Source organism: Microlunatus endophyticus (assembly GCF_014646195.1).
Classification (GTDB): Bacteria; Actinomycetota; Actinomycetes; order Propionibacteriales; family Propionibacteriaceae; genus Microlunatus; species Microlunatus endophyticus.
On the sequence record NZ_BMMZ01000001.1, the window covers coordinates 576,468 to 593,463 of the forward strand.

Annotated in this window: 13 protein-coding genes and 1 pseudogene; 8 read left to right on the top strand and 6 right to left on the bottom strand. The window is 66.7% G+C overall.

The annotated features are described in order from the left end of the window. Together IEY07_RS02895 and IEY07_RS02900 are read left to right on the top strand one after the other, a co-directional pair. Positions 1 to 609, top strand: a complete 609-nt coding sequence (locus IEY07_RS02895) for a CinA family protein (RefSeq protein ID WP_188893636.1) — start codon at positions 1 to 3, stop codon at positions 607 to 609. Between the two features lie 179 nt (positions 610 to 788). Next, complete coding sequence (locus tag IEY07_RS02900; RefSeq protein WP_308422907.1) at positions 789 to 1,079, top strand: helix-turn-helix domain-containing protein; 291 nt, start codon at positions 789 to 791, stop codon at positions 1,077 to 1,079. On the opposite strand, the gene IEY07_RS02905 is transcribed toward IEY07_RS02900, so the two are convergent. Both IEY07_RS02905 and IEY07_RS24425 read right to left on the bottom strand, forming a co-directional pair. Further along, positions 1,036 to 2,511, bottom strand: a complete 1,476-nt coding sequence (locus tag IEY07_RS02905; protein WP_229669630.1) for an MFS transporter — start codon at positions 2,509 to 2,511, stop codon at positions 1,036 to 1,038. The two genes, IEY07_RS02900 and IEY07_RS02905, sit on opposite strands and share 44 nt — an antisense overlap. A 23-nt stretch (positions 2,512 to 2,534) precedes the next feature. After that, positions 2,535 to 2,663, bottom strand: a complete 129-nt coding sequence (locus IEY07_RS24425) for a hypothetical protein (protein WP_268239180.1) — start codon at positions 2,661 to 2,663, stop codon at positions 2,535 to 2,537. Positions 2,664 to 2,720: 57 nt separating this feature from the next. On the opposite strand from IEY07_RS24425, the gene IEY07_RS02910 reads away from it, so the two are divergent. Further along, positions 2,721 to 3,353 carry a TetR/AcrR family transcriptional regulator gene (locus IEY07_RS02910; protein ID WP_188893638.1) on the top strand — a complete coding sequence of 211 codons (633 nt, stop codon included), beginning with the start codon at positions 2,721 to 2,723 and terminating at the stop codon, positions 3,351 to 3,353. Between the two features lie 65 nt (positions 3,354 to 3,418). Beyond that, positions 3,419 to 4,327 carry an alpha/beta hydrolase gene (locus IEY07_RS02915; RefSeq protein ID WP_188893639.1) on the top strand — a complete coding sequence of 303 codons (909 nt, stop codon included), beginning with the start codon at positions 3,419 to 3,421 and terminating at the stop codon, positions 4,325 to 4,327. On the opposite strand, the gene IEY07_RS02920 is transcribed toward IEY07_RS02915, so the two are convergent. Then, on the bottom strand, positions 4,324 to 8,943 hold the full coding sequence (locus tag IEY07_RS02920; RefSeq protein ID WP_229669631.1) for an ATP-dependent helicase: 4,620 nt from the start codon (positions 8,941 to 8,943) through the stop codon (positions 4,324 to 4,326). The genes IEY07_RS02915 and IEY07_RS02920 overlap by 4 nt on opposite strands. 37 nt (positions 8,944 to 8,980) lie before the next feature. Continuing rightward, entirely contained in the window at positions 8,981 to 10,135 is a 1,155-nt protein-coding gene (locus IEY07_RS02925) for an AGE family epimerase/isomerase (RefSeq protein ID WP_188893641.1), read from the bottom strand. A 43-nt stretch (positions 10,136 to 10,178) separates the two neighbouring features. Here IEY07_RS02925 and pip point away from each other — a divergent pair. Both pip and IEY07_RS02935 read left to right on the top strand, forming a co-directional pair. Beyond that, positions 10,179 to 11,119: pseudogene (pip, locus tag IEY07_RS02930) on the top strand (prolyl aminopeptidase). Between the two features lie 53 nt (positions 11,120 to 11,172). Beyond that, entirely contained in the window at positions 11,173 to 11,367 is a 195-nt protein-coding gene (locus tag IEY07_RS02935; protein WP_188893834.1) for a DUF3046 domain-containing protein, read from the top strand. Positions 11,368 to 11,369: 2 nt separating this feature from the next. On the opposite strand, the gene IEY07_RS02940 is transcribed toward IEY07_RS02935, so the two are convergent. Both IEY07_RS02940 and IEY07_RS02945 read right to left on the bottom strand, forming a co-directional pair. Then, entirely contained in the window at positions 11,370 to 11,909 is a 540-nt protein-coding gene (locus tag IEY07_RS02940; RefSeq protein WP_188893642.1) for a type 1 glutamine amidotransferase domain-containing protein, read from the bottom strand. A gap of 145 nt (positions 11,910 to 12,054) precedes the next feature. Next, on the bottom strand, positions 12,055 to 13,377 hold the full coding sequence (locus tag IEY07_RS02945) for a C1 family peptidase (protein WP_188893643.1): 1,323 nt from the start codon (positions 13,375 to 13,377) through the stop codon (positions 12,055 to 12,057). A gap of 255 nt (positions 13,378 to 13,632) precedes the next feature. Between IEY07_RS02945 and IEY07_RS02950 the strand changes: the two genes are divergently transcribed. Next, entirely contained in the window at positions 13,633 to 15,258 is a 1,626-nt protein-coding gene (locus IEY07_RS02950) for a peptide ABC transporter substrate-binding protein (protein WP_188893644.1), read from the top strand. 112 nt (positions 15,259 to 15,370) lie between these two features. Further along, complete coding sequence (locus tag IEY07_RS02955; protein ID WP_188893645.1) at positions 15,371 to 16,996, top strand: peptide ABC transporter substrate-binding protein; 1,626 nt, start codon at positions 15,371 to 15,373, stop codon at positions 16,994 to 16,996.

The window sequence follows — 16,996 nt, forward strand, 5'->3', positions numbered from 1 at the left end:
ATGACCGACACCGCCACACGACAGATCGGGACCGACCACGATGGTCTCGACGAGTTGACCGCGGGGACCGGGGGCGTGGCGGTGCTGTCCGACCCTGATCTGCACGAGCTGGTCACCGGGCTGATCGAGCGCCTGGGCGCCCGCGGCGAGACGATCGCCACGGCGGAATCGCTCACCGGTGGCCTGATCGGTGCGACTCTGACCAGTGTTTCCGGCGTCTCGGCGATCTATCGCGGCGGCGTCGTGAGCTACGCGACCGATCTGAAGGCGACGCTGGCCGGCGTCCGGGAGACCACGTTGGCCGAGCACGGAGCGGTCGCCCCACTGACAGCGGTCGAGATGGCCCTCGGCGTCGCCCAGCGCTGCGACGCGACCTGGGGGGTCGCGGTGACCGGGGTCGCCGGTCCGGATCCGCAGGAGGGCCATCCGGCGGGCACCGTGTTCACCGCCGTGGCCCGCAAGCCGCCGGCCAGCACCGACTGGGATGACCAACAAGCCGACAGCGTGGTGTGCGTCCGGGAGTTGTCGCTGAGCGGTGACCGGGCAGCGATCCGGGACCAGACCGTACGCGCCGCCCTGCGCCAGCTGCAGCAGGTCTGTCTGGGCTGATCCGGGGCCGGTTCTGGGCCCGATCGGGCACGGGTCGGCCTGTCGCGGAATGTTTCCCGGGCCGGCCTGCGTTGTCGTAGGCGAAAGTTCGGTTGCGGCAATTGTTGATGACCGAGGGAATACCGCGAGGAGTGGTTCGGAGGGTGGGTACAGTATCTGCCATGGGTGAGGTCCAAACGGTGAAGCCGGTCCTCGTACGAGAGTTGATCGGCGAGACCCTCCGTGAAGAGCGCACTCTGCAGGGCAAGACCCTTCGCGAGGTGTCCAAAGCCGCTCGGGTGAGCCTCGGCTATCTCTCCGAAGTGGAGCGGGGCCAGAAGGAAGCCTCCAGCGAGTTGCTGGCCGCGATCTGCGGCGCCCTCGACGTGCCGCTGTCGGTGATCCTTTCCGTGGTGAGCGAGAAGCTCAGGATCCACGAGAAGATCGTCATGCCGCTGCCGGTTCGTCCGCTGGCTCGGGCCGCTGCCTGACCCTGCGGCGCAGCAGGTCGATCAACGCCAGCAGCAGTGCAGCCAACACCAGGCCGATGGTGGTGTGCATCGCGTGCGAGAACGCCCCGGCGAAATCTCCCCTGGTCTGGCCGAGCCGGGAGAAGAACTGTGCCAGCACTACAGCCACCCCGATCGCCGAGCCGACCCGCTGGGTTGTCTGCAACATCCCGCCGCCGGTGCCGGCATGGACCGGGTCCACATCGGCCAGCGTCAACGTGACGTTGGGGGATACGACCATCCCGCCGCCCAGGCCGGTGAGCAGCAGCGCCGGCGCCAGCTTCAGGCCGACCATCCCGGACAGGTGCGGGACGAGCAGATCGATGCTGGTCAGGCCGATCGCCACTACGACCATTCCGATCACCACCAGCAGTCGCCCGAAGCGTTGGACCAGCCGTCCGCTCATCCAGGCAGAGAAGGCCGAACCGACCGCGAACGGCATCTGGGTCGCGCCGGCCTGTAGCGCGCTGTAGTGCAGCCCGGTCTGCAGGTAGAGCGTGGTGATCAGGAAGATCGAGGTGAATCCGGCGAAGTAGAAGGTGCCCAGGCTGATCCCGAAGACGTACGACGGCAGCTTCAGTAGGCCGAGCTCCATCAAGGTCTCCTTCTCCCGGGAGCGCCAGAACCGCTCCCAGAACACGAAGATCACCAGGCCCGCGACGGCAGGGGCGAGCAGCCACCAAGGTCGTGCGGACAGAGCTTCGCCCTGGCCACCGGAAACCACCGGATACAGGATCAGCAGCACCGACGCGGCGAAGATCAGGACACCGATCGGGTCCAGGGACTGCCGTCGGCCGGGCTGGCCGGCGGGCAGCACCCGCCGGATCAGGATCAGCAGGGCGATTCCGACCGGGACGTTGACGTAGAAGACCAGTCGCCAGCCGAAATCCGGACCGCCGAGGCGCACCAGCAGGCCGCCCAGCAGCGGTCCGATCGCTGTGGAGACTCCGATCGTCGCTCCGAACAGGCCGAAGGCGCGGCCTCGCTCGGGCCCGCGAAAAAGGTTCTGGATGAAGCCGGACACCTGCGGCGAGATCAGGCCGCCGCCGACGCCCTGGACGATCCGCGCGACGGCGATCCAGGTCGGACCCGTCGCGGCACCGGCAGCGGCACTGGCCAGGGTGAAGACCGTGACTCCGATCGCGAACATCAACCGCCGGCTGCGGGCGTCGCCCAGCCGGCCGGCCGGGACGAGCACCACCCCGAAGGCGAGCGCGTAACCCGCGACGACCAGCTGGATCTCCCGGTCACCGGCATGCAGCCCGGCCCGCAGCGACGGGAGTGCGACGTTGACGATGCTGACGTCCAGCAGCGTCATGCCACCGGCGATCAGGCAGACAGCCAGGGCGCGCCAGCGGCGCGGATCGGCGCCGGGTTCTGGGGTCCCGGGGCTCTCGGCGGAATCGCGGGGCACCGCTCCACCGTACGCGAACGGGCTCAGCCCCGCAGTCGGAGACGGGCAGCGCCGACGATCCCGGCAAGTCCGGCGAGGGCGAGGAGAAAGGACGAGCGGCTGTGGCAGGAGAAGGCTTGGAGCAGGCCGGACCACGGCATCCACACAGTCACGAGCCGCAGGGTAGTTGTTGGTACGAGTAGCGGGGGCAGTTTGGCAGAATCGGTCGGGTGAGCACGTCCTCCACCGATCGTGATGAGCCCGCCGGCAAGCCGGGATACCGGCGATCGGCAGGGACCGTACGGGGGCGGCTGCGCCGGCAGGAACTGCTGGAACGGGTCACCGACGACTTGGCTGCCAACGGCCTGTCCGACTTCTCGCTGCGCCGCGCGGCCCGGGCTGCGGGGACCACCCACAAGGTGCTGCTCTACCACTTCGACGGCATCGAGGACCTGACCGCCCAGGCACTGCTGCGGCTGCGCTCCCGACGGATCTCCAATGTGCTGGCGACGGCCGCCGAGGGTCACGCGACGCTGGCCGACCGGGTCCGGGCGATCTGGCCGGTGCTGGCCGACGACGAGACCGGCCTGCGGGTGATCGACCAGTCGATCGGGCTGGCCATGTACGACCCGGAGCATTACCGGCATCTGGCCCGCGAGGCGGCCGAGCAGTACATCACGCCGCTGGAATCACTCTGCCCGCCGGACTGGACGGTCGGGCGCAAGCGTGAGGTTGCGGAGCTGATGCTGGCGACCCTGCGCGGCTTCCTCGTCGAGTGGCGGACCAACCGGGAGACCGACCGGATCGAGGCCGGACTCGCGGCGCTGATCCGCGCCCTGGACCGGGAGGAGTCGGCCGGCTGAACTCGTCGGCCGAATTCTTCTGGCACCCCTCGACAAGATGTGAACCACGTGGTTCACTTTTACTCATGACTTCGATCGAGGTACGACAGCGGGTGCGGTTCGCTGGTGGCAGCGACACAGTCGTGGGCTGGCACTATCCCGGCACCAACGGTGCCTGTGTGGTGATGGCGCCCGGCGGAGGCGCCACGAAGGAACCGGGCACCGACCGGTTCGCAGCCCGGTTTCATGCTGCGGGCTACAGCGTTCTGGCCTTCGACTTCCGGCATCTGGGGGAGAGCGGTGGCACGCCTCGGCAGGTGATCCGGATCCGGGAGCAGGTTGCCGATCTGGAGGCCGCGATCCAGCATGCAGCGTCGCTTCCGGAAGTGGATTCGGCCCGGATCGCCTGTTGGGGTTTCTCGCTGGCCGGCGGCCACTTGTTCAGGATCGCCGCACGCACTCCCGGTGTCGCCGCGGTGATCAGCCAATCGCCGCTGGCCGACAACCTGGTCGCTTCACCCAAGGCGCTGCGCTACGAGTCGCCCGGCGTCGCCCTGCGGTTCCCGCTGATCGCCGCGGCGGATGCGATCGGCGGTCTGTTCGGTCGCGTTCCGCACGTGATCCCGCTGGCGGGTCCGCGCGGGACGGTTGCGATGCTGAGCACCCCGGACGCGTTGGACGGCGCCGCCGCTCTCGATCCGGACGGTCGCTATCCCGAGTGGAAGCAGACCATCGCTGCCCGGTCGGTGCTTCCGCTGATGGCGTACCGTCCGGGTCGGGACGCAGCCAAGGCCCGGTGCCCGATGCTGGTGGTGATCTGCGAGCAGGACCTGACGGCGCTCGCCGCACCGGCACATAAAGCAGCCGCCCGGATCCCCGATGCTGAAGTGCTGTCTGTGCCCGGCGGCCACTATGCGCCATTTCTTGATCAACACGAGGTCGTGGTGGCAGCTGAGCTCGACTACCTCCAGCGCCGGGTGTTGCAGACGGTCTAGGTGAGCGCGCGGCGGCTGTCCGGACGGAGCCGGAGGCCCTGCGGTGTCATCGTGAAGCCCGACTCCTGCAGCAGTCCGGTGAGCCGGCCGGTTTCGAAGATCTGTTCCCCGTTGGCACGCTCGATGGTCACCCGGCCGAGCTTGCCGTCGCGTACGGCTCCGGCCAGGGCGGCCACCGCCGGACCGAGGATTCGGTCGTCCTCGATGAAGGTCAGCAGCGTCCGGCCGCCGCGCTCGACGTAGAGCGTCAGCAGACCGTCGACCAGGACGACGAGGGCGCCGGCCTTGCGGCCCGGCCGGTGGCCGGCGCGGTCGGGCCAGGGCAGGGCGGAGCCGTACGCGTTGGCCGGGTCGGTCGCGGCCAGCACCACGGCCGGCGGCTGGTCGAACTCGGTCTCGCGCTGATGATCACGAAGCCGGTCGATCGCTCCGGTGACCGCGAACTGTGCGGCGCCGAGTCCGTCGATGAAGTAGCCGCGACGGCACTGCCCGGATTCCTCCATCGTCGACAAAGCCCGGTAGGCCGTACCGAAGCCGCCTTCACCACCCTCGGCCAGGACAGAACCGCGGGTCAGGACGCCGTAGCGGTCCAACCGCGTGAAGAGGTCGCCGGCAAACCTGACCCGCGCTTCGATGTTCGGCCGCCGCACCGCGGACCAGCGGCCGGCGGTCGTCGGCGAGCTCATCCGGAAGCCAGGTCGCGGTGGCCTGCGCGTCAGTCCGCCGCCCGGCCCGAACCGAGCTCGCCCGGAGACTCGGGCTCTCGGCTGGGATGGCCGCTTGAGTACGCCGTCGGTGGACAACGCCCGGATCGGGGCGAAGGTATCGCAGCTGACGTGACCGGCCCAGACCAGATCCCAGAGGGCGTCCACGTAGGACTGCCGCCTGCTGTCCAGTGCCGGTCCGACCTCGGCCGGGACCAGATCGTCGAAGAAGAAGCCACCGCCGGAGGAGAACCGCTCGAGCATCTCCGCCGCCAGCGGGCCGGGTGGGTCCTTCGCGTCGGGCAGATCGTTGTCTCGCGGGTAGAACCGGACCCAGCCGTCGCTGTCGCCGATGGCGCCGTCTCCGACCCACGTCACCTCGCCCGAAGAGGTCAGCTCGTCGAGCATGGCCGGCGCGTAGTCGGCGACCCGGGCCGGCAGGATCACCGACTCGATCATGCTCGCCGGCAGCGGATAGCCGGCCAGTTGCTCGAGCACCGACAACACCGCCTCGGTGCCGCGGACGCCGGAGCCGACGCCCTGCCAGTCGAGGAGGAAGCGTTGGTATGCCACCTGGTCGACTGGCTCGATACCGTGCCGGAGTCTGGCCAACGTCCGGCGCTTGATCAACGCGAGATTGCGCTGGTGGCAGTATTCGCGGTCTTCGGATTCGCTGCTGCCACCGGGGGTGAATCGTCCGGTGATCACGGTCCGATCATCGACCAGCGTGCGTAGGGCGGCCGCGATGACGCCGATTCCGAGTCCGTACCGCTCTGCGATCGTCCGCGGTCGGAAGGGTCCGTGGGTGCGGGCCCAGCGGAGCACAAGATCACGGATCGGGTCTGCTGCCTCGTCGGCTTCGGTGACCGCCCCGGGCGGCAACGGGATGCCCAGACCGTCGCGCAACCGGGCGAGATCCTCGACGACGGCGAATCGTGGCCGGCCGGCGATCCTAACCTCGGCGATCCGTCGGGAGCTGAGCAACCCGGCGAGTGCCGTGTCAAGATCAAGTTCGGCTGATCGTGCGGCGAGCTCGCCACGGTCGTACGGTCCTGCGGTCCGGATCAGATCGAACAGCTGCTCGCTGCCATGGGCCTGACGGTCCTCACTCAGCGACTGTAGATCGCGCTCCACCTCGGTGATCACGTCGGTGTCCAGGAGCTGCTCCAGGCCGTCCTTGCCGAGCAACTCGGCCAACAACCCCGCGTCCAAGGACAGCGCGGCGGCCTTCTTCTCCGCCAGCGGCACATCGCCCTCGTAGACGAACTCGCCGACGTAGCCGAAGAGCAGGGACTTGGCGAACGGTGACGGTTCCTTGGTCTCGACTTCCAGGATCCGGATCTGGCGGGATGCGATCCGGCGCTGGACGTCGAGCAGCGATTCGAGGTCGAAGACGTCGGTCAGGCATTCGCGCATCGTCTCCAGCACGATCGGGAACTCCGGATACCGGGAGGCCACGCCGAGCAGCTGGGCCGAGCGCAGCCGCTGCTGCCACAATGGCGACCGGGACCGGGGATCCCTGCGGGGCAACAACAAGGCGCGGGCGGCGCACTCGCGGAAGCGGGCGGCGAAGAGCGCCGATCCGCCCACCTCGTCGGTGATCAACTGCTCCAATGTCTCCGGATCGTGGATGATCAGGTCGGCACCCGGCGGCTCGGACTCGGTGTCCGGGATCCGCAACACGATGCCGTCGTTGGTCGCGGTCGCCGCCGCCTCGGTGCCGTAGCGTTCGCGCGCCGCCGCCTCGATCGCCAGGGCCCAGGGCGAGTGGACGGCGGAGCCGAGCGGCGTGTGGATACAGACCCGCCAGTCGCCGAGCTCGTCGCGGAACCGCTCGATGATCACCTGCGTGTCGGTCGGCAGTCCACGGGTGGCCTGCTGCTGATCATGGAGATAGCCGATCAGGTTGTCCGCGGCCCAGTCGTCCAGCCCGGAGGACTGCAGCAGCGGCTTGGCTTCGGCTGCCGGCATGGCGGAGATCTCGCGGACGAAACCACCGAGCGCCCTGCCCAGCTCCGCCGGCCGGGACGGAGCATCACCTTTCCAGAAAGGCAGTCTGGCCGGCACCCCCGGGGCAGGGGAGACCTGGACCTGATCATGGGTGATCGCCTCGATCCGCCAGCTGGTGGTGCCCAGGGTGATCACATCCCCGACCCGGGATTCGTAGACCATCTCCTCGTCCAGCTCGCCGACCCGTCGGCCCGCGCCCTCACCGACCAGGAAGACGCCGAACAGCCCTCGATCGGGAATCGTGCCACCGGAGGTCACCGCGAGCCGCTGGGACCCGCGCCGGCCCTGGAGCAGACCGCCGCCCTTCAGGTCCGCGGTGCGGTGCCAGATGATCCGGGGCCGCAGCTCGGCGAAATCCTCGCTGGGGTAGCGGCCGCTGAGCATCTCCAGCACCGCTTCGTAGGCACTGCGTGGTAGCTCGCGGTAGTCGTGGGCACGGCGGACAAGATCAAACAGATGATCGGCTTCGATGCCGCCGCCTTCGGCTTCGCCCGCGTCGGCGACAATCGCGACGATCTGCTGGGCCAGCACGTCCAGTGGGTTGTGCAGCTCGGCGACCTCTTCGATCTTGCCCTCGCGCATCCGGGTCGCGACCACCGTCGACTCGATCAGATCGCCACGGTGGTTGGGAAAGAAGACCCCGCGAGAGATTGCGCCGACCTGGTGGCCGGCACGGCCGACGCGTTGCAGGCCGCTGGCCACCGACGGCGGTGACTCCACCTGGATGACGATGTCGACCGCGCCCATATCGATGCCCAGTTCGAGGGAGGAGGTCGCGACCACGCACCGCAGCCGGCCGGACTTGAGATCGTCCTCCACGATCGCCCGCTGTTCCTTGCTGACCGAGCCGTGGTGGGCCTTGGCGATCAGCGGCACCCCCTGGCCGTCGCGGTCGGTGCCGTCGAAGCCCTTGGCAACACCGGACTGGGCCATCAGCTGCGCCGGCGGCTCGACATCGCGCGGCACGTCGACGCCGAGCCGTTCGGCGTACAACTCGTTGAGGTGGGACGTCAACCGCTCGGCGACTCTGCGGGCGTTGGCGAAGACGATGCTGGAGCGATGCTGGAGAATCAGATCCAGGATGCGGCCCTCGACATGGGGCCAGATCGACGGTGGTCCGACCGCCTCACCGGCCAGCTTGTCGCTGTCCAGATCCGACATGTCCTCGACCGGGACGACGATCTGCAGATCCCAGTTCTTCTCGGCCTCGGGTGCGACCACGCGGACCGGATGCGGACCTCCGAGGAACGCGGCGACTCGCTCGGGAGGCCGTACTGTCGCCGACAGCCCGATCCGTTGGATGGGTTGGCCGGTCAGCTCGGCCAGCCGTTCGAGTGAGAGGGCCAGGTGCGCACCGCGTTTGGTGCCGGCGATGGCGTGCACCTCGTCGACGATCACGGTGTCGACATAGCGAAGCGTCTCGCGGGCACCCGAGGTGAGCATCAGGAACAGCGACTCGGGAGTGGTGATCATGATGTCCGGGGGCCGGGTGACCAGCTTGCGGCGGTCCGAGGCACTGGTGTCACCGGAGCGGACGCCGACCTTGATCTCGGGGATCGCCTCACCCAGTCGCTCGGCCGTGCGCGAGATGCCCGCCAGCGGAGCGCGCAGATTGCGCTCGACGTCGACGGCCAGTGCCTTCAGCGGGGAGACATAGAGCACCCGGCAGCGCTCTCTGGCCGGCGGCTGCTCGCGTCCGGCCAACTGGTCGAGTGCCCAGAGAAAAGCTGCCAGGGTCTTGCCCGACCCGGTCGGTGCGATGACCAGGGCATTCTCCCCGGCCGAGATCGCCTGCCAGGCGCCGCTCTGAGCCGCGGTCGGGGCGGCGAACACCTCGGTGAACCAGGTGCGTATAGGCGCGCTGAATCCCGCCAGGGCCTCGAACCGGTCATCCGTACGCACTCGACCATCTTGCCGCGTGCCACCGACAGTCCCCAGCTCACGCCCCGGCCGGGATCCCCGATGACAGCAACTCGGCCCGCTCGGCAAGAGACTGGCCGGCAGGCACGGCATTGACCAGGACGCCCTGGATAGCGTGGTAGATGTCGGGTTTCCCGACGAAGAGTGTGCTCGCCGGTCCGCCGTCCGGGCCGATCTCGTGGTGCCAGCTGCCGTGCTCGGTATCGCAGAACAGGCCGGCGGCCAGGGCCCGATAGCGGTCCAGGTGGCGGGCTGCCTCGGTGTTCTGGTCTGCGGCCAGGACGGCCGCCGAGGCGACGGCCTCGACGTGCACCCAGTGCAGCCGCACCTCGGCAACCGGCGTGCCGTCGGGTTCCATCGTGTAGACGAATCCCCAGTCCTCGCGGAATCCGCGCTGGGCCGCGTCGAACAATCCGCCTGCGGCTTCGCCCAGCCAGTCCGGAGCCTCGGGTCCAAGGGCTCGGCGGAGCTCGAGCAGCAGCCGCGACCACTCCAGCTGGTGACCCGGAGTGACACCGTACGGCCGGAACTCGTCCAGCGGGCGGTCCCGGTTGAAGTGCGGCAGCGGCGTCAGGTCGGCGGCGAAGTGCTCCGGTAGCATCCAGCCGGCGGCTCGCGCCGCGTGGTTGATGAAGGTGTCCGCCAATCGCAGCGCCCGCCGAGCCCAGCGCTGGTCGCGGCGTAGATGATCAGCGGCGAGCATCGCCTCGACCGCGTGCATGTTTACGTTGACGCCGATGTAGTCCTCGGTGTCGGAGGCCTGGTAGCGAACATGATCAGGACTGATCAGGAAATGTCGTTGCCACCGATCGATCGCCTGGTGCAGCAGATCGTCGGCCCGGCTGATCCCCGCCTCGGTGGCGGTCGCTGCGGCGGCGACGGTGAAACACAGGTCGTAACCACTGACGATCGAAGGCAGCGTCCGGGAAAGATGATCAACGGCGTGGCGGGCCAGTGCCGCATAGTCGTCGTCTCCGAACAGGATCGACCCGACCGCGAAGCTGATACCCATCCGCGCGGTGATCATGGTCTCGGCTCCGGAGCCGGCCAGCCCGCCGTGATCATCGAGTCGTCCGAAGCCTTCGGGCAGACGCGCAGGGACGGCGAATTCGAGCAACTCCCTGATGTGGCCCTGTGGGTCACGCCATGGATCGCCCGGCAACTGAGTGGACACCCGACCATCATCCAGCTGCCTGATCGGTCCGTAGGTTGGGGGCATGCAGTTTCCACCCATCGAGCCGTACGACTCCGGCCTGCTCCGCGTCAACGATCACGACGAGATCTACTGGGAGACCTCCGGAAATCCCAACGGGGCACCGGTGCTCTATCTCCACGGCGGACCAGGCGGGGGACTCGGTAGGGGCGGCTATCGTCGGCGCTGCGATCCGGACCGGCATCTGATCATCGGACTCGACCAGCGCGGATGCGGCCGGTCACGGCCGCTGGCGATCGATGTACTGGACCGGATCGGCGGCAACACCACTCCGGCGCTGATAGCCGACATCGAGACGCTTCGCGGGTATCTCGGTGTCGAGCAATGGCTGGTGACGGGCGTTTCGTGGGCTGCAGCCTGGCCCAGGCGTACGCGATCGCCCACCCGGATCGGGTGAGCGGACTGGTGCTGATGGCCGTCACCACGACGAGCCGCGACGAAGTCGATTGGATCACCGAGGGCGTCGGCCGCATCTTTCCCGAGGCCTGGAACGAATTCGACCTGGCTTCAGGGCGAGAGAATGGCGAGCGGCTCGTCGAGGCATACGCCCGGCGCTTGGTCAGCACCGACGCAGAGGATCGGTGGGCGGCGGCCCAGGCTTGGAACGCCTGGGAGGACGTGCACATCTCCCTGAGCCCGGGATGGCAGCCGAGCAGCGGACCAGTGGATCCTGTCCGGGCGCGCAACTTCGCGACGCTGGTGACGCACTACTGGTCGCACGACGGATTCCTTGTCGGTCACCAGTCGATCATGAACCGGCTGGATCGGATCGCGGAACTGTCTGCGGTGCTGATCCACGGCAGACGGGACGTCAGCGGACCTGCGATCACACCGTGGCTGTTGCACCAACAGTGGCCGGCCAGCGAATTGATCATCATCGACGAGGGCCACGGTGGGGAGATCATGATCGAGGCGACGGTAGACGCTATCGCGCGACTGACCTGATTCCGTCCCAAGAGGTTGGATCGCCGATGCCGACACGTAGGCTGGGCGCCATCATGCGCGAGACGGAATTCTGGGAGCGGATGCGCACCCACCTCGGCCCGGTCTACAGCCAGGTCTGGGCCAGCCAACACAACCTCAGCGAGCTCGGCGACCGGACGGTCGACGAGGCGATGGCGGCCGGGATCGACTGCAAGACCATCTGGCGCGCCGTCTGGGAAGCGCTCGAACTCCCCGCCAGCGAGCGCTGAGCTCAGACCTCGATGGCGTCACTGATGGCGCCGACGAAGTCCCTGAGGTCGTCGGGCGTCCGCGAGGTGATCAAGGTGAAGCCGCCGGTGTTGTCGACGACGACCGACTCGTCCGACCACGAGCCGCCCGCGTTGCGGATGTCGGTCTGCAGGGAGGCGTACGAGGTCAGCGACTTGCCCTTGACCGCGCCGGCCTCGAGCACCGCCCAGGGGCCGTGGCAGATCGCCGCGACCGGGCGTCCGGTGCCGGCGAAATCCCTGATGATCGAAAGGGCCGTGTCGTCCTGGCGCAGAGTGTCGGCGTTCAGGGTGCCGCCGGGAATGATCAGGACGTCGTAATCACCGGGATCGACCTCGTCCAGGGACGCTGTGGGCTGCACCACCTTCCCGGGGTCCTTGTCACCGACCAGGGTCTGGATCGGGTCCTTGGACTGGGCGGCGACGGTCACGTCGACTCCCTGGGAGCTCAACTTCTCGACGGGAACGACCAACTCGTCCTGTTCGACGCCGTAGTTCGTGCTGATCGTGAGTGCTTTGGCCATGTGCGGCTCGTACCCGGCCGGGAGGGTCTCGAAAACCTGCCGGAGATGAGTCTCTGATCCGCACCAACGACCGAGATCCGCACCAGCTGCAGCCGGTGCGGATCTCGGAATGTGGCGCGGATGTGCGGATGTCGCCGGGTTCGGCTCAGCGACCGGCGAGTGCGCCCATCGGATCCCAGGCGGGCAGCACGACGGGCTCGGTGTCGAGGGCGGCCAGCACCTCGGCCGGCAGCAGCGACTTGGGTGCGGCGATCTCGAAGACGTACTCGGAGTACCACGAGTCGTTCATGGTGTAGAAACCCTTCTCGGCGCTCTCGTCGCCCCACGAGTTCTCCACCCGCCACTTGCGCGGCGTACCGTCGACAAGATCAACGCCGGTGAACAGCATGGCGTGGGTCATCATCGTCTGGTGGTACTCCAGCCGAGCAGCCTTGTCCAAGCTCAGCTCGGTGTTGTAGACGCCCTCGAGGTCCAACAGCTTGGCGTCCCAGAAGCCACGCTCACGGTCCATCATCTGGCCGACGTCGCAACCGAACCAGACTGGCTGACCGCTCACGATCAGGTCCGCGGTGAGCTTCTTCATCAGCTCGACGTCGACGTTGAGGTAGACGACCTCAGGAGCATCGACGACATTGCCGAGGAGTTCGACGGTGTAGGTCTGGTTGGTCTTGTTGCGGGGGTCGTTCACCAGGCAGATGTAGTCGGCAGGGTCGATTGTCAGGTACTTGTCACGGAATTCCTGCGGGGTCAGCCAGCCGTCGCGATGGAACTGCTTGTCCTTGTCGGTCCACTGCCAGAAGAGCTTCTCCGGCGGGGTGCCGAGATGCATGCACAGCGCCCGCCAGACCGTGCTCAGAGCGGTCTCGGCGAGCTCGGCGCGGGCATCGGGGTCAGTGGCCACTCGGATGTCGCGGGCGGCGGTGTGCAGGATCTTGCGCAGCGAGGAGTTCATCTGCCGGGTGCCGGAGGAGCTGATCGTCTCCGGCATTGCCGACTTGGGCACTAGGCCGTGCTTGGCCACGACGGCGACGAACATGTTCCACTGGCCGCCGTCGCCCATGCAGTCCTGCAGCAGCGTGGCCAGCGTCCGGTCGTCGGTCGGGCGGTCGGCGAGGTCGATGACCGACTGCAGGAAGTAGTTGGCGCGTTCGATCTTGTCGAAGAACATCGCGTAGTTCTGGCTGAACTCGAAGTCCTTCACGCCGAGCTTGGCGGCGGTACCGGCACGCAGCAGATTCAACCCGGCGAACAGCCAACACCGTCCGCTCTGCTTCTGGTTGGTTGCGCCCCAGTCGTCTAGCTTGTGCGACATGGTGGTGTCGATCGAGGTCAGCACCTCGCGGTCGAGGGCGACATCCTTCAGTTCGGAGGCGGTCAACGCGTTCTGGAGCAACTTCGCGGTCGGGTCGGCGCTGAATTCCTTCCGCAGTCGATCAAGGTCGGGTGTGGTGATGGGTTTCGCGGACATGGAGCGGGTGATCTCCTCGGCAGGTAGCGACAGGACGTAGCAACAGACCATGCCAACAGCACATGGCGACAAAACGGCTCACCTTTGACGCTAGTCGATCAGTCCAGCCCTCCACAAGCACACATGTAACGGTTAGATTAATCGTTTTGCCTCATCTTGTTGCTTCCATTGACACGTGCCGGGGCCATCGACAAATCTCCATCACCAGACGCGCCCGGGGTCCATGCGGCGCGCACGGACTGAAGGACATGTTTGATGCGCAAGTTCCGGCTCGCTGTGCTGGTCCTGGCCGCCGCTTCGGCGATGGCGATGTCAGCGTGTGGCGGCTCGACGTCGGGAAGCTCCGGCTCCCAGACAGCCACGAAGAAGATCACGATCGCGATCGCCGCCGAGGAGATCCCTTACATCAATCCGCTGAATGACAACGGCAGTCCCGGTATCCAGGTCGCCCAGGCGCTCTTCGCGCCGCTGGTGCGGACCAATCCGGCTACCGGGAAGCTGCAGGATGTGATCGCACAGTCGGTGACGCCGAATTCGGACAGCACCGTCTGGACGATCAAGATCAAGTCTGGCCTGCAGTTCGACGACGGTGAGCCGCTGACCGCCCAGGACTACGTCGATAGCTGGAACATGACCTCCCAGGAATCCCGCGGCTGGGAGAACGCCGGATTCTTCTCCAAGATCAAGGGTTGGGATGCGATGAATCCCGAGGTGGCAGACGGGAAGAAGCCACCCTCCAACCTGCCGAAGAAGCTCAGTGGTCTGAAGGTGGTCGACAAGACCACATTCCAGGTCACCCTGGCCCAACCGTTCTCGCAGTTCGGCCTGACGCTGCAGTATCTGGGCGCCGCTCCGATGGCCGCGAAGGAGCGCGAGGACCCGGACGCGTACAAGCGCAAGCCGATCGGCATGGGACCGTACAAGCTGAAGACCTCGCCCTGGAAGACGGGTACGGATCTTGATCTTGTCAAGAGCCCGACCTACAAGGGCCCGTTCGCGCCACAGGCTGACGAGGTGGTCTTCCAGTTCATCCCCAATGCGGAAACCGCCTACAACGACTTCCTGGCCGGCAACATCGACTTCACCGGCGTCCCCGCGAGCAAGATGGGCACGTACAAGCAGGATGCGCCGAACCAGTGGGTCGAGTCACCGGTGGCCGGCAACGTCTACTACCTGAGCTATCCGTTGTGGGACAAGCAGTACGCCAGCGCCGACGTCCGCAAGGCGATCTCGATGGCCATCAACCGGGATACTTTCGCCAAGCTCGTCGGGCCGGCGACCGCGGCGCACGGCTACATCGAGGCCGGTCTGGACGGCTACCGTGCCAACTCCTGCGGAACCTCGTGCCAGTACGACCCGGCCGTGGCCAAGACCCTGTTGAAGCAGGGCGGTGGCTTCTCCGGACCGCTCAAGATCTATTACGCCAACGACTCGTCGACCGGTCAGGTGTATGCCCAGGCCATCGGCAACATGATCCGGCAGAACCTCGGGATCAAGGTCACCTACATCGGCAAGACGTCCTCCGACATCTCCGATCTTGCCGATGATCGCAAGCTCGACGGCCTGCGCTTCTCGGGCTGGGGCCACGACTATCCCTCGATCGAGGACGACATCACTCCGATGTTCGCCTGCTACGGCGACGCCAACTTCTCCCAGTACTGCAACAAGGCGGTCGACGCCGCGCTGGCGAAGGGCAACAGCGAGTCCGACGAGCAGGCGGCGATCAAGGACTATCAACACGCCGAGGACCTGGCGCTGGCCGACCTGCCGCTGGCACCGCTCTACAGCGTCTCCGGGGTCGACCTCTACTCGAAGCAGATCAAGCCCCAGGTGTCGAAGTACACCGGCATCTCCGGGTTGTACGCGACCTTCACCCCTTGAACGCGAGGGCTGACACCGAACACCTGACATCCGTTTCCCTGACTTCTCCCGTTCTCACGATTTCTCCCGCCCGACCGGAATCTGTGCCGGGCAGCACCCCGAAGGAATGCTTATGCACAAGTCCCGACTCGCTGCCGCATCCATCATCGCGGCTACAGCGTTGGTGGCCTCCGCCTGCGGTTCCAGCACCAGCGGTTCGAACTCCGACGCAAGTGTCAAGAAGCTGACGATTGCCGACGCGGCCGAGGCGCCGACCTACATCAACCCGTTGAACGACAACGGCGCGACCGGTCTCGGTGTCGCCCAGGCGCTGTTCGCACCACTGGTCCGGACCAACCCGGCCACCGGCAAGGTGCAGAACGTGATCGCGCAGTCGGTGACGCCGAATTCGGACAGCACTGTTTGGACGATCAAGATCAAGCCGGGACTCCAGTTCGACGACGGTGAGCCGTTGACCGCCCAGGACTACGTCGCCAGCTGGAACATGACCTCCCAGGAGGCGCGCGGCTGGACCAACTCCGGCTTCTTCGCCAAGATCAAGGGCTGGGACAAGATGAATCCGCTGTTGCCCGAGGGTAAGAAGGCGCCGTCGAATCTGCCCAAGAAGCTCAGCGGGCTGAAGGTGATCGACAAGACGACCTTCCAGGCGACCTTGTCGGTGCCCTTCTCCCAGTTCGGCCTGACACTGCAGTATCTCGGTGCGGCGCCGATGTCGGCCAAGGAACGCAAGGATCCCGACGCGTACAAACTCAAGCCGATCGGCATGGGCCTGTACAAGGTCAAGGGCGGCGTCTGGAAGGTCGGCACGGACCTCGATCTCGTCAAGAGTCCGACATACAAGGGACCGTTCGCGCCGCAGGCCGATGAGGTGGTGTTCAAGTTCATCCCGAATGCGGAGACCGCTTACAACGACTTCCTGGCCGGCGACGTCGACTTCACGGGCGTGCCGTCGACCAAGATGGGCTCCTACCAACAGGACGCGCCGGGCCAGTACGTGACCTCCCAGACCGGTGATTTCCTCTGGTACCTGATTCCGCCGCTGTGGGACAAGGACTACCAGAGCGCCGATGTGCGCAAGGCGCTGTCGATGGCGATCAACCGCACGACCCTCTCCAAGCTGGTCGGTACCGCCACTCCGGCGACTGAGTACGTCCAGCGTGGTGTCGACGGTTTCCGCGAAGGGACCTGCGGCACCGCCTGCAACTATGACCCGGCCGGTGCGAAATCCCTGCTGCAGCAGGCCGGCGGCTTCAAGGGCGGCCCGCTGAAGATCTACTACTCGACCGATTCGGCCACCTCACAGACCTATGCCCAGGCGATCGGCAACATGTTCCGGCAGAATCTCGACATCAAGGTCACCTACGTCGGCAAGACCTCCTCCGAGATCAACGACCTCGCCTCCGACCACAAGGTGGACGGCGTCCGGATCGGTGGCTGGGGATTCGACTACCCGTCGATCGAGGACGATCTCACTCCGATCCTTGCCTGCCAGGCCGATTACAACCCTGAGGGCTACTGCAACAAGAAGGTCGACGCATTGCTCGCCGAGGGCAACTCCCAGTCCGACTCGCAGAAGGCGATCGGCATATACCAGCAGGCCGAGGACCTGGCGATGAAGGATCTGCCGAACATCCCCCTCTACGAGACCAAGAGCATCTACCTCTACTCCAAGAGGATCAAGCCGCTGAATTCCAAGTACACCGGCATTTCCGCGCTGTACTCGACCTTCACCTCCTGA